The sequence below is a fragment of the uncultured Leifsonia sp. genome (assembly GCF_945957465.1).
Lineage (GTDB): Bacteria > Actinomycetota > Actinomycetes > Actinomycetales > Microbacteriaceae > Leifsonia.
The window spans coordinates 35,588-48,953 of record NZ_CAMFLC010000020.1 but is presented as its reverse complement, the minus strand read 5'-3'; the positions used below and the strand labels follow the sequence as shown (position 1 = coordinate 48,953).

Annotated in this window: 12 protein-coding genes; 7 read left to right on the top strand and 5 right to left on the bottom strand. The window is 68.5% G+C overall.

Annotated elements, in window-relative coordinates; translation table 11 throughout:
* Positions 1-38 precede the first annotated feature (38 nt).
* Positions 39-1,307 carry a hypothetical protein gene (locus Q0Q23_RS10740; protein ID WP_295123078.1) on the top strand — a complete coding sequence of 423 codons (1,269 nt, stop codon included), beginning with the start codon at positions 39-41 and terminating at the stop codon, positions 1,305-1,307.
* A gap of 15 nt (positions 1,308-1,322) precedes the next feature.
* Here Q0Q23_RS10740 and Q0Q23_RS10735 read toward each other — a convergent pair whose 3' ends face one another.
* Complete coding sequence (locus tag Q0Q23_RS10735) at positions 1,323-2,621, bottom strand: glycosyltransferase (protein ID WP_295123075.1); 1,299 nt, start codon at positions 2,619-2,621, stop codon at positions 1,323-1,325.
* 187 nt (positions 2,622-2,808) lie between these two features.
* Between Q0Q23_RS10735 and Q0Q23_RS10730 the strand changes: the two genes are divergently transcribed.
* The 6 genes from Q0Q23_RS10730 (at position 2,809) to Q0Q23_RS10705 (ending at position 9,566) form a co-directional block, all read left to right on the top strand.
* Positions 2,809-5,295 (top strand): glycosyltransferase, encoded by a 2,487-nt coding sequence (locus tag Q0Q23_RS10730; RefSeq protein ID WP_295123071.1) that lies wholly within the window; start codon positions 2,809-2,811, stop codon positions 5,293-5,295.
* Between the two features lie 8 nt (positions 5,296-5,303).
* Positions 5,304-6,590 carry an acyltransferase gene (locus tag Q0Q23_RS10725; protein WP_295123067.1) on the top strand — a complete coding sequence of 429 codons (1,287 nt, stop codon included), beginning with the start codon at positions 5,304-5,306 and terminating at the stop codon, positions 6,588-6,590.
* A complete protein-coding gene (locus Q0Q23_RS10720; protein ID WP_295123065.1) occupies positions 6,587-7,672 on the top strand; it encodes an NAD(P)-dependent oxidoreductase in 1,086 nt (361 codons plus the stop codon). Before Q0Q23_RS10725 ends, Q0Q23_RS10720 begins: the two co-directional genes overlap by 4 nt.
* Positions 7,656-8,930 (top strand): hypothetical protein, encoded by a 1,275-nt coding sequence (locus Q0Q23_RS10715; RefSeq protein ID WP_295123061.1) that lies wholly within the window; start codon positions 7,656-7,658, stop codon positions 8,928-8,930. Before Q0Q23_RS10720 ends, Q0Q23_RS10715 begins: the two co-directional genes overlap by 17 nt.
* Complete coding sequence (locus Q0Q23_RS10710; RefSeq protein WP_295123059.1) at positions 8,927-9,211, top strand: hypothetical protein; 285 nt, start codon at positions 8,927-8,929, stop codon at positions 9,209-9,211. The genes Q0Q23_RS10715 and Q0Q23_RS10710 overlap by 4 nt, the downstream gene beginning before the upstream one ends.
* A gap of 91 nt (positions 9,212-9,302) precedes the next feature.
* Positions 9,303-9,566, top strand: coding sequence for a hypothetical protein (locus Q0Q23_RS10705; RefSeq protein ID WP_295123056.1), 264 nt, complete (start codon positions 9,303-9,305; stop codon positions 9,564-9,566).
* On the opposite strand, the gene Q0Q23_RS10700 is transcribed toward Q0Q23_RS10705, so the two are convergent.
* From Q0Q23_RS10700 to Q0Q23_RS10685, 4 genes are all read right to left on the bottom strand, one after another.
* Complete coding sequence (locus Q0Q23_RS10700; protein WP_295123053.1) at positions 9,515-11,131, bottom strand: DUF2142 domain-containing protein; 1,617 nt, start codon at positions 11,129-11,131, stop codon at positions 9,515-9,517. The genes Q0Q23_RS10705 and Q0Q23_RS10700 overlap by 52 nt on opposite strands.
* Before the next feature lie 67 nt (positions 11,132-11,198).
* Positions 11,199-11,606, bottom strand: a complete 408-nt coding sequence (locus Q0Q23_RS10695) for a DUF2304 domain-containing protein (protein WP_295123050.1) — start codon at positions 11,604-11,606, stop codon at positions 11,199-11,201.
* On the bottom strand, positions 11,603-12,340 hold the full coding sequence (locus Q0Q23_RS10690; protein ID WP_295123047.1) for a glycosyltransferase family 2 protein: 738 nt from the start codon (positions 12,338-12,340) through the stop codon (positions 11,603-11,605). Before Q0Q23_RS10690 ends, Q0Q23_RS10695 begins: the two co-directional genes overlap by 4 nt.
* 11 nt (positions 12,341-12,351) lie before the next feature.
* A complete protein-coding gene (locus Q0Q23_RS10685) occupies positions 12,352-13,236 on the bottom strand; it encodes a glycosyltransferase family 2 protein (RefSeq protein ID WP_295123045.1) in 885 nt (294 codons plus the stop codon).
* Positions 13,237-13,366: the final 130 nt, after the last annotated feature.

The window sequence follows — 13,366 nt, the reverse complement described above, 5'->3', positions numbered from 1 at the left end:
CTCTCCGCGTTCCCACCAGACGAACGAGGAGATGAGCGATGACGCTTCGATTCGACCGCACCCGCGTGCTCATCGGACAGGGATCACTGTTCGACATCGCCGGTTCGGAGGTCGTCACCTACGAACTCGCGGAACACTTCGCTGTCAACGGCGCCGATGTCCTCATCGCGACGTTCGGCGCGTCGGAGTCCTGGGTCGAACGCTTCCGCGCCCTGCCGCGCACGGACGTGCTCCGCTTCGACGATCCGGAGCTCGGCGCCAGGATCGCGGCGGCACGGCCCGACATCGCCTGGATCCACCACGGGCTGATCCCCGAGCCGCTGCTCCGAGATCCCGGCTCGACACGATTCGTCTTCCACCACATGTCGGGATACCAGTTCCAGGAATTCCCGCTTTCCCCGGCCGTGGAAGCGGCCCTGGCTTCGGCCATCGTGTTCCCCGCGCCCGAGAGCCGCGAGGCCCAGCTCGCGAGCGGCCTCTTCGCCGATGTGGACGAATCGATGCTGACCGTCTTCGGCAACCCCGCGCCCGATGCGTTCGCGCGCGATGCCCCCGCCGGCGCCGCCGCGGCTGAACTGCGACGCATCCTGGTGGTCTCGAACCATCCTCCCCAGGAGATCGAGGACGCCATGGAGGTCTTGGAGCAGCGCGGCGTGGAGGTGGTCCGGTTCGGCGGCTCGCCCACGGACCCCCGGCCGAAGCGCCTTGTCACCCCGGCCGACATCCACGGTGTCGACGCCGTGGTCTCGATCGGCAAGACGGTGCAGTATTCCCTCGTCGCAGGTGTCCCGGTGTTCGTCTACGACCACTTCGGCGGACCGGGCTGGCTGCGCGATCCCGACTTCGACGCCGCACGGCAGACGAACTTCTCGGGACGCGGCTTCACGCAGCGCTCCGCGGTCGAGCTCGTCGCCGAGCTCCAGGGCGGATTCGCGGACGCCGTCGCCGGGGCGGAGCGGCTGAGGAGCGCCTACGCCGAGGAGTTCCTGCTCGGCAGCGCGGTCGCCCGCGTCCTGGACGGCATGGGCGAACTGCGGCACCGCGAGATCGGCGAGGTCGAACTTCGTGCAGCGCTCCTGCGCTCGGAGGTGATGAACGGCCTGGTCAACGCCGTGGAGGCCCGCACCCTCACGGTCAAGGACCTCACGACGCGGCTGTCGCTGGCTCAGGCCGAGCTGACGGAGCTCCGCAAGGTCATCGAGGCACGCGATGCGGAGATCGAGCACATCCGGAGCACACCGGGCTTCGCCGCAGCCCGCAAGCTCGTCGATACGGCCTCGAGGGCCAAGCGTCGGATCACCCGCTGACGGGTGGTCGGCTGCTCAACGCCCGCGCGGGCGGCGCAGAAGATCCTTCGCCGCGCGCACGGGGGCGGTCATCCGCCAGGACGTGCTCGACTCCATCCCGGCGATCCGCACGCGGAGGTCGTTGACGATCCGATTGCGGGGTGTCTCCAGCGTCAACGGGGAGTCGGGCGCCGGACGCGGGTCGACCACGAATTCGAGGAGCGGTCGAAGCACCTTCCTCCAGCGCATGGTCTCGGCGAACTCCACGATGTTCGTGCGTGCTGCGGCGTGGGCCTCATCGTCGTACAGTAGCGACTCGAGAGCCCCCGCCAGCGTGTCCGCATCGGTCGGGGGGACCACGCGCCCGAGGCCGTGTTCCTGCACCAGGCCGGCGAAGGTGTCGCCCGCGGTCGTGACGATGGGCAGAGAAGCCCAGAGGTAGTCGAGGATCCGGGTCCGGAAGCTGAACGCCGTCTCGAGGTGATCGAAGTGCGTGCTCGCACCCAGGTCGGCATCCAGCAGGAAGTCGGCGCGCTCCTCGTACGGGACCCAATCGTCGTGGAAGAACACGACGCGGTCGTCGAGACCGCGCTGCCGGGCCAGGTCGCGCGCCCGGGTGACCATCTCCATCGCGGGTACGTGACGGTTCGGATGTCCGGCGCCGAGGAAGAAGAGGCGGACATCGTCGCGCGTGGCGCTCAGCTTCTCGACGGCCTCGATCAGCGTGATCGGATCGAACCAGTTGTAGATCCCGCCACCCCACAGGATGACCTTGTCGGACTCGGAGATGCCCGGAACGACGCCTTTGATCCCATGCGCACGCTGCACGGGCGCCTCGTCCTGGATTCCGAACGGCACGACCGAGAGCAGTGAGCGAAGGCTGGCGTCTACCCCGTAGGTGAGCGGATTGATGCGGAAGACCGCGGCCAGCTGTCCGAGCCAGAAGTCGCGTTGCTTGTCCGAGGCGCACATCATGAAGTCGGCGCGCTCGATCTGGTCGTTAAGCACCTCCGCCGTCTCCAGGATGGCCTTGAGCCGGCGCTCTTCCGGCATGCCGACGGTCTGTTCGAGCTGCTCGAGGTGCATGGGGTCGTAGATGTCGGCCACGATGATCTTCGCGGCGCGCTTGATCCACGGGTAGCTGGCGAGCGTGTGCCCCTGGAAGACGAGGACATCGCACCATGCGACGAGCGAACGCAGCTCCGACTCGTCGGCGTGCGAGACCGGGAACAGCTCCGAGGTCAGGTCGGCAGCGACGGTGGAGACCAGCCGGACCTCTGCGACGGTGTGGATGGCCTTCGCCATCTCCCAGGCCCGGATGGCGGGGCCCGCCATCCGCTTTCCGAGCGAATCGGGGGTGACGACCAAGACCTTTGTGCGCGCGGGCGCAACCGAATCTGACACTGTGAGTTCCGTATTCTCTTTCGAAGAAGTCCGTTTGGGACAGTACCATGCGCGTCCCGGCCGGGGCTGCGCGGCCTTTGCTAGAATCGACGCCATTGCCCGCGATGAAAAGGATGCAATGACAGCGAGGAATCCCGGCGTCGTCTCGGTCGTCTTGGTCAACTTCCGTGGGACGGACGACACGCTCCAGGCGCTCCGCTATCTGCGCGAGATCGACTGGCCCGCCGAGCGCCTCGAGATCGTCGTGGTGGAGAACGGCTCGGGCGACGACAGCCTGGAGAGGCTGCGGGCGGAGGCCGACCCGTCTGTGGTCATCGTCGATTCGCAGGAGAACCTCGGGTTCGCGGGCGGGTGCAACCTCGGTGTCGCGAAGAGCTCCGGCGAGTTCGTGGCGTTCCTCAACAACGACGCGCGGCCGGACGACGCCTGGATCCGCGCCGCCCTGGCACGGTTCGGCGAGAACGCGCGCATCGGCGCCATCGCGAGCAGGGTGCTCGACTGGGAGGGCGAGAAAGTCGACTACATCGACGCCGCCCTGACCTGGTTCGGCATGGGCTACAAGCCGCTGACGGCGGAGCCCGCCCCCACCGATGACGGCCGCGCCCACGACGTGCTCTTCGGAACGGGCTCTGCGATGTTCGTGCGCCGCGACGTCTTCGACGCCCTCGGCGGCTTCGACGAGTCCTACTTCATGTTCTTCGAGGACGTCGACCTCGGCTGGCGGCTCAATCTCGCCGGCTGGCGCTACGTCTATGAGCCGGCATCCGTCGCGTTCCACAAGCACCACGCATCGATGGGCGGGTTCGGAGCGTACAAAGAGGACTACCTCCTCGAGCGCAACGCCCTCTACACGCAATACAAGAACCTGGGCGAGGAAGCCCTCGGCACGACCCTCCAGGCGACGATGGCGCTGTCGGTCCGGCGCGGGACCGAGAAGGGCGGCGTCGACTCCACCGCTTTCGATCTGCGGTCCGGCGATGACGACTCGGCGGCGACGACCGACGTACCCAAGGTCGTTCTGTCGAGCCTCTATGCGATCGACCAGTTCGTCGAGCACCTGCCCGAGCTCAGGGCCAAGCGCGAGGAGATCCAGGCGACTCGCGTGGTCTCCGACGCGCAGCTCTGGCGACTCTTCGGCCAGAACGACGCCCCCTCTTTCACCACGGACCGCTACCTCGAGGGCTACGAATCCCTTGTCGAGTCGTTCGACGTGCTCGGCGGCCCGGCCGGCATCAAGGTGCTCGTCATCACCGGAGACCCGCTCGGTCCGCGGATGGCTGGTCCGGCGATCCGAGCGTGGAACATCGCCGAGGCGCTCTCCGCCCGCCACTCCGTGACGCTGGCCTCGCTCGAGGGGGTCGGCGACATCACCGCGCCGTTCGATCTCGTCACGGTCCGTCCCGGAGACGACCGCGCCATGAAGGCGCTCGAGCAGTGGGCCGATGTCATCGTCTTCCAGGGGCTCGCGATGGCACTGTTCGAGTCCATCCGAACCTCGGCCAAGATCATCGTGGCCGACATCTACGACCCGATGCACCTCGAGCAGTTGGAGCAGGCGCGGCAGTTGCCGGAAGCCCAGTGGAAGCGTCAGGTGTCGGACGCGACGGAGGTGCTCAACGAGCAGCTCGCGCGCGCCGATTTCTTCCTGTGCGCCTCCGAGCGGCAGAAGCACTTCTACCTCGGGCAGCTCGCGGGCCTCGGGCGCGTCAACCCCGCGACCTACGAAGGCGACCCGGATCTCGACGGACTGATCGCCGTCGTCCCGTTCGGTCTCTCGAGCGAGCCGCCTGTGCACGTCAAGCCCGTGCTCCGCGGCGTCCGCGAGGGGTTCGGCGATGACGAGAAGATCCTGATCTGGAGCGGCGGCCTCTACAACTGGTTCGACCCGCAGACCCTGATCCGCGCCGTCGCTGAGGTCGCCGAGTCGCACCCGGAGACCCGCCTGTTCTTCCAGGGGGTGAAGCACCCGCACCCGGGCGTGCCGGAGATGGAGATCGTCGCGGAGTCCCGGCGTCTCGCCGCCGAACTCGGCGTCCTGGACAGCGTCGTGGTGTTCAACGACACCTGGGTCGAGTTCGCCGACCGTCAAAACTACCTGCTCGAGGCGGACGCGGGCGTGAGCACGCACCACGCCCATATCGAGACCACGTTCTCGTTCCGCACGCGCATTCTCGACTATCTCTGGGCGGGTTTGCCGATGGTTGTCACCGAGGGCGACCACTTCGCGGATCTGGTGCGCTCCGAGTCCCTGGGCGTCGCCGTGCCGGCCGGGGACGTCGACGCGCTTGCCGAAGCGCTCGAGAAGGTCCTCTTCGACGCGGACTTCCGACGCCGCTCGATCGACAACGTCGAGCGCGTGCGCCAGTCGTACACGTGGGAGGCGGTGCTCGCTCCGCTGGTCGAGTTCGTCGACTCGCCTCATCACGCCGCCGACCTCGTCGCCGACGGCACCTTCGCGCCAGGGTTCGTGCCGTCGTCGCGCCCGGCCCGGCGCAAGAAGCACGGGCTGCGGCACGATGCCGAGCTCGTGGTCCACTACCTCCGCAACGGCGGTCCGCAGGTCGTCGCCCGCAAGGTCCAGAACCGGCTCCGCCGGAAGAGATAAGGCTTCTAATGGCAATCAGCACTCCCGAACGCGAGGACGGCGGAGCCTCAGTATCCCCGCCCGCGCCGGCGTCCGGCGGACAGGAGCCCGCGAAGCAGGGTCGCGCAGCGCGAGCACTGGGCTCGACACGCGACTGGCTGCGCACCGCCGCCGTCCCGGTCCCTCTCAGCGAGGGCCTGAGCGGACGGCACAACGCCCTCGGCCTCATCCGGCTCATCCTCGCCGCCGCGGTGATCGTCTCGCACGGCTTCCCGCTGAGCGGTCGAGGGGAGGACCCGGTGCAGCGCTGGAGCGAGAATCAGCAGAACCTCGGTGGGTTCGCCGTCATCGGCTTCTTCGCGATCAGCGGATACCTGATCACGAAGTCGGGCACGAGGAACGACATCCTCCAGTACATGTGGGCCCGGGTCCTGCGGATCTTCCCCGCCTTCCTCGCCGTCCTGGTGCTGTCCGCGTTCGTGATCGGGCCGGCGTTCTGGCTGGCCGAAGGTCACACGATGCAGCAGTACTTCACCGCCTACCCGACCGGCCCCCTGCAGTACATCGCGGTGAACTGGAAGCTCACCATCCACCAGTGGGGGATCAACGACATCTTCTCCCAGACACCGTACGGGCATGCCGTCGGGGGCGGAAGCGTCTTCAACGGGTCGCTCTGGACGCTGACCTACGAGTGGACCTGCTACTTGATCATCGGAGCGTTCGTGCTCTTCGGCGTCCTGAAGCGGTTCCGCATCCTGCTGCCGCTGCTCACGCTCGTCCTGCTCGGGATGCAGATGGCGCGCTTCAGCGGCGCCGGCTTCAACAGCATCGTCCCGTACCTCGGCGACCAGTTCCTGGTCAACCTGGGACTCATCTTCATGATCGGCGGCACGTTCGCGCTCTATGCCGACAAGATCGTGCTCGACTGGCGGCTCTTCCTGTTCTCGAGTGCGATCAGCGTATTCACCGCGTTCAAGGGCGGATTCCAGGTCGTCGGGTTCCCGGCGTTCGCGTACGTCATGTTCTGGCTCGCCGCGAAGCTTCCCGACGCTCTCAAGCGCATCGGCGCGAAGAACGACTATTCGTACGGGCTGTACGTGTGGGGCTTCCTGGTCCAGCAGATGGTGGCACAGCTGGGCTGGTACAAGCTCGGCTACATCCCGTACACCGTCATCTGCCTGATCATCGCCACGGCATTCGCCTGGGCCAGTTGGCACGGCGTCGAGAAGCACGCGCTCGCCATCAAGGGGTGGGGACCGGGCCGCGGCCTGCGCTACTGGTGGTCGCGGGTGCGTCGCACGGCGCCGGCGGCATGACGGCTCGAACGGCCCTGCCCACGGTGCTCGTCACCGGCGGCGCGGGATTCATCGGTGCCGCCCTGTCGCGGCGGCTGGCCGACCGTGCCGGGCGCTGGATCGCGCTCGACAACCTCCATCCGCAGGTCCACCCCGGCGGGGAACGTCCCCTCGCTCTGCATCCCGGCGTCGAACTGGTTGTCGGCGATGTGACGCAGCGCTCCACCTGGGAGTCGGTGCTCGACGAGGTGCGACCGGACATCGTCATCCACCTCGCCGCCGAGACCGGCACCGCACAGTCGCTCGACGAGGCGAGCCGCCACGCCGAGGTGAACGTGACCGGGACCACGCGCATGCTCGACGCCTTCAGCCGTGCCGGCTTTGTGCCGGCGCGCATCCTGCTCAGCAGCAGCCGTGCCGTCTACGGCGAAGGGCGCTGGCAGCGCGCGGACGGTGCGGTCTTCTCGCCCGGCCAGCGCTCACACGCCCAGCTCGAGGCGGGCGACTGGGACTTCGACGGCGCGCGCCCACTCGCGTCCGCTGCTGACGCCACCCCGCCGGCGCCCACCAGCGTCTACGGCGCGACGAAGCTCGCACAGGAGAACATCCTGACGGCGTGGGCGCGCGCGAAGGGCGCCGAACCTGTCGTGCTGCGATTGCAGAACGTGTACGGTCCCGGACAGTCGCTCATCAACTCCTACACCGGGATCGTCTCGCTGTTCTCCCAGCTCGCCGAGGCTGGCAGGAGCATCCCGGTCTACGAGGACGGCGCGATCACGCGCGACTTCGTCCTCATCGACGATGTGGTCTCGGCCTTCGAAGCAGCGGTCTTTGCGCCCTCCGCGGTCGTCGACGGCGCGACATTCGACATCGGCTCCGGCACGCCCACGACGGTGCTCGAGCTCGCCTCGGCCATCGCTGCCTATCACGGCGCTCCGGGTCCGCACATCACCGGGCAGTTCCGTGACGGCGATGTGCGCAGCGCGTCGTGCGACATCTCGGCGACCGTTGTTCGCTTGGGATGGCGGCCGCAGCACACGCTGGTGTCGGGTATCGCGATGCTCCAGGAATGGATGGCGGGTCAGAGTGACCGCATCCGCTGACCATCCCGTGGAAGCCGACGCACCTCGTGTGAACGCCCGCTTCGGCGGAGCGTCCGCGATCCTGGTCGCCACCATCGTCGCGGGCGGCCTGACCTACCTGCTTCAGGCGATCGTTCTCGCGGCCCTGAGCGACGTGGCGTACCTCCAGTACAGCATCGTGTGGTCGGTCCTCTACCTCGTGGTCGGAGCGCTCGCGGGCATTCAGCAGGAGGTCTCGCGCGCGACGGTGGTCGTCGAGCCGGGAGCTCCCCGTGCCGGCGGATCGGTCACCGCACGTTTCGCGTTGGTGGCGGCGGGGGTCGCGTTCATCGTCTTCGTCGTCGCCGGGGTGTTCTGGGCGCCGCAGACGATCGAGACCGATCCGATCTCGATCGTCGTGCTCGTCGGAGCCGGCGCGGCATCCTATGTCTTCGTCGCCGCGCTGAGCGGCACGCTCTACGGGTTGCACCGCTGGATCGTGCTGGCCTGGATGATCACGATCGACGCCGGACTTCGAGCCGTCTTCATTGCGGCCGCCGCCTGGAGCGGGGCGCCCCTGCTCGTCCTGGTCGTCGCGATGGTCCTGCCGTTCCCGCTCTCGATCGCTGCCACCTGGCTGATCGTGCGTTCGAGCGTGCGTGGGCGAACTCGGCTCGACGTCGGCTTCCGCGGTCTCGCCTGGAACGCGTCCCGGACGGTCATCGGGTCGGCGGCGACGGCCATCATGGTGAGCGGTTTCCCCTTCATCCTCGGAGTCACCTCGCCGGACCAGCCGGTGGCGGCGGCTGCCGTCATCGCAGTCGTCACCCTGACCAGGGCGCCGCTGGTCATCCCCGTGCTCGCGATGCAGAGCTTCCTCGTGGTCTACTTCCGCGACCACGCCGGCCGGCTCGGGCGATCCCTGCTCGTCATCCTCTGCGGCGTCGCCGTCGTCACGGCCGTCGCGAGCCTGCTCGCCTGGTGGATCGGTCCCGAGGTCTTGCACTGGTTCGGCAAGGACTTCCCGATCAGCTCCTGGGAGATCGCCCTCATCGTGGCGTCGGCCGGCGCGACCGCAGCGCTCTGCGTGACGGGACCGGCCACCCTGGCGCGAAACGATCACCTGGGCTTCACGACCGGATGGGTCGTCGCCGCCCTGCTGGTCATCGGCGCGTTGCTACTTCCGCTCGATCCGGCTGCCAAGAGCGTGATCGCGCTCTGCGTGGGGCCGTTGGTCGGCCTGCTGACTCATCTGGGGTTCCTCGCGCGTCGGCCGAGCACCCGACCATCAGCGGCATGAGGCGCCCGCGCCTCGCGGTCGTCGCCGCCGTGGTACTGGTCGCGCTGGTCGTGGCGTCGGCGGCGCTGACAGCGATCGGCTGGCCGATCTGGTTCCATTTCATCCTGTGCGGGGTGCCGGTTTTCCTCGCGATCCGTCGCCGCAGCGGTTGGGCGCTGGCATTCGCCGCGACGGTGACCGGGGTGTGCGCCGCCCTGACCTGGAACCGCGACGAGCGGCCGGTGCTCCCTGAGCCTCCGCCGGTCGTCTGGTTCGCGGCTCTCATTGGACCGGCGGTCTGATTCACCAGGCGCCATCGTCGATCGCGCGCTGTTCGTGGACGACACTTGCCTATCGGACGTAGCCCGGGCGCTACAGAGCGGCCGCGCAGTCGTGTACTGGCGATCAGGGCTGCCCGGCGAGAAGTATATGAACTTCTGGCTCCTGCAGCTGCACGCGGGTCTCGACCCGGGGGCGTTTCCGATCCGGGTGGCCGCATACGGCCTGGGAGCCGGCGCCGCCGCGAGCCTCTGCACGCTCGCCGGCGTAGTCGGCCCGGGCCTCCAGGTGCTGAGCGCCGACGCCCGGCTCGCAACCGAAGTAGGTCAGGCCTGCCCCTCCGCGGGCATCGAGGTCGAGGCCGTGCCCGCCCACTGAGCGGAGGTTGAGGTCCTTTCGGACGGATTCTTCGGCGGGCCGGACACCACAGGGCGGGCCCCAGAACACGCGAACAGTCCTGCCGCCACCGCCGCGGCGGCGAACACCAGCAGCGCCAGGGCGATGATGCCGACCGACCCACCCGGCGGTTGCCACAGCGGCTCGCGTGCGAACTCGACCCAGCTCGATGTGTAACCGGTCGCGTAGCGCTTCAAAGCGGTCGCGAACGAGGCCACCTGCGCGAACCCCCACGCGGCGGTCATGACGGCGACCAGCGTTCGTGTCCGTAGCCGCGGCGGCGGCAGCAGGGACCCGACGAGGATCGCGAGGCAGGCGAACAGGGGGAGGGCGTATCGCCCCTGCCAGATGTAACCGCCGGTGGTCACGTACAGGCCGGCGACGACCGCGGGCAGCGCCACGAAAGTCGCGATACCGCCGATAGCGATGAGACGGCGGCGGCGGCGGAGCAGGATGATCGCCGCGGCCGCCCCGACACCGACGAACGCGGACCAGAGGAAGAAGACGACGAAGGGTGCAGGCGTGTCGAGCCAGCCGAACAGGCCGATCATCTCTCGTCCGTAGTCGAAGGTGTTGCTCACGGTGGCCACGAAGCCGGCGAACGGGCTTGTGCCGACTCCGGGGTAGTGCACGGTACCGGCGGGGGACGGAAGCGCCCCGGCGACCAGCGTCCAGGTGACGGCGGCGACGGCGGCCGCAGCGATGACGCCGAGAGCGATCCGAACGGAGGCCGGCCGCAGCGCCTGCCATACACGGGGACGCGGGGCGACGAAGAACACACCGCCCAGGACGACCGCCAGCCAGAGCGGGGAGAGTCCGCGACTGTTCGCCGCGACGGCCCCTGCCCCGCCGAGCACCACGGCGAGCAGCGTGGTCCGGCGCGGATCCGGATGCAGAACCAACGACAGGGCCGCGGTGAACGCGGCCATCGTAGCAGTCGCCTCCAGCGCGTTCGGATTCACCATTCCGCCGAGGAACATGAAGGTGGGGGTGACGGCGACCAACAGACCGAGAGTCGGAAGCAGCCGACGCCGCCACCCTCCGATCACGGTCGCCGTCAGCGCCGTGAAGACGGAGACGAGTATGCCACTCACGATCCGCATCGCGTACAGGGACGCGGCGCCTTCAAGGATGAGGCTGGGCCACCCGACGAGCCCGTAGTAGAGCGGGTTATACCTGCCGGCCGAGGTGTCCGCTTCGGCGAGGCCCGGCGGATGCCGGCGCACGTCCGACTGGCAGGACGCCGGTCGGTCCGGAGCGAAGGCGGTGCAGGTCAAGAGCTGGGTGTCCGCCACCGCAGCAGGCACCAGAACGCGGTCCTCACCGCCCGATCGCCCCGACGGGAGCAGGTCTCCGCGCACGACTGAGGCTGCTCGCACCACGTGGGCGGGCTCGTCCGGCGATGCCGCGATCGGGGTGGCGATCGCCCAGAGCGCGGCGATCGTCGCGGCGATCGCCCAGGCGATGAGAAATGTCGGCAGGCTCCGCGCGCGCCTTCGCGCCCTCGTATCGGCTGCCCCTGGCCCTCGGGTGGTGGGTCTCGGCACGGGGCAAGGATAGCGGCCAACTGGTGCGGACGGTACTCACAGGCTCCGTGTCGCGCACGGTCCCCGATCAGAGGGAGTCGCTTCTGCCCTCACCCGGTGTTTCGGAGCCACGATCCCGACCGCCGGCGCTGTCCTCCAGATCGCGCACCCGCAACTCGAGGAGGGCGACGTCCTCGGCCAGAACTCGGGTTTTGTTCTCGAGCCGTGTGGCTTCAGCGCTCTGCTGCAGCGACACCAGGAACAGCGCGATGATGCTGACGAAGAACACGAAGTTGATCGGGATAGCGATCCCGACCGCGGAGGCGAGCCAGACGAGGACCGAGGGGAAGACGGCGATGATCAGGACCAGGACGCCGAAGATCAGCCACCAGACGATGTGACGCTCTCGGAGTCGCCGGCGCCGCAGGAGCTCGATGACCGTGAAGAGGGTGAGGAGGGCCGCGACGATCCCGAAGACGTAACTTGCGGTGCTCATACCGGGACCGCCTCGTCGGACATGACCACTCGGGGCCGCAGCAGTGAGATCGTCAGGGCGAGAGCAGCGCGGCCCAGGTAGATCGCCGACTTGAACGGGTTGTGCGACGGGGTGCCGGCGGAGCGCTCCCGCATCGCCACGGGAACCTGCCGGATGACGCAGCCCGCACGCGCGGCGATGACGAGCGACTCGACCGTGTCGCCGAGGTACTCAGCGGGATAATGCCGTGCGAACAGCTCCACGGCCCGACGTCCGCTCGCGCGGAAGCCGCTCGTGGTGTCGGTGAGTCGCGTCCCGGCGAGCCTGCTCAGCACGCCGGAGAGCACGACCATGGCCCAGTGGCGGGGTCCGCGCACCCGGTACGTGCCGACGCCGGCGAAGCGCGCGCCGAGGACGAGGTCGGCGTTCTGCAGTTCGGCGAGAAGCGACGGGAGGTCGGCCGGGTCGTGCTGACCGTCGGCGTCCACCTGGACAACGTTTCGGAACCCGTTGGCGATCGCATAGCGGAACCCCGCACGCATCGCCCCGCCGACGCCCAGGTTGAAGGGCAGTTGCAGCACGCGGGCACCCTCGCGGCGTGCGACCTCGGCGGTCGAGTCGGTGGATCCGTCGTCCACGACCAGCACCGCGATGCCGGGCAGCTTCTCTTGCACTTCGCGGATGATCGCGGTGATCGCCTGATGTTCGTTGAGCGCGGGCATGACGATGAGCGTGTCGTCGTAGGGGGTGCTCATGGGATCCGATCCTATCGACCGAAGACGTGCCGAAGCAGTGAGCGGCGTCCGGCGGCATTTCGCGAGCGCAGCGCGGCGGGGAGCTCGGTCGCTGCGCTGAGGCGCGACGACCAGTGCCGCTGCGCCGCGCCTGCCGCACGACCCCAGCCGAGTGCCCGGCACCGGCGCTCGAACTCCATGAAGAGTTCGCGTTCCTGCGCGAACTTCGAGCCGTCCGGGCCGGTGACAGCGGAGACGGACGTGGCGTGACGGCGGTAGGCGAACACGACCTCGTCGTCGACGATGAGCCGGCCGCCGTCGAGCGTGATGTCGAGGAGCATCGCCAGATCCTGCACGACGTCGAGGTCGAGTCGGAACTTGTGCTTGCGCAGATCCTCGGTCTTCCAGACCAGCGACGGGAAATAGGTCCAATTGCCGCCGAGCAGGCTGCGCGCCAGCCGTTCTCCGCTGTACGCGCGGGCTCCCCTCCCCGACGGCCGGAGCCAGGACTTCACGCGGTCGCCGATCGGGTGGTGGACGCGCCCGGCCTCGTCGACCACTTCCACCCCCGGCTGGACGATGTCCGCTCCGGGGTTCTCGGCCAGGATCTCCTTGACCCGCCGCACATAACCCGGACGCATGAGATCGTCGCAGCCCATGATCACGACGTGCTCTGTGCGGGTCAGCGACACGCATTTGCGATAGTTGCGGCTCGGCCGGAGGTTCTCCTCGTTGCGGATGTACTCCACGCGCGGGTCGCCGAGCGACTTCGCCCACTCGCCGGGCGCGGTGTCGGGATACACGTCGTCGACGATGACCAGGCGCCAGTCGTCGTCGTCCTGGGCGAGCACGCTCTCGACCGCTGCCTTGAAGTGGTCGAAGCGGCCGTAGAACGGCATCATGATGTCCAGGGTCACCCAGGTACGGTAGCAAGGCCGGGTTGCCGGCACGAATCCGCGGCAGGTGCCGTATGACCGCTCGAGACCGCGTCGACTATGCTGGCTGGTGTTTTGGCGCGCCGCGGGAGCGCTCATCAGGAACTCGGAA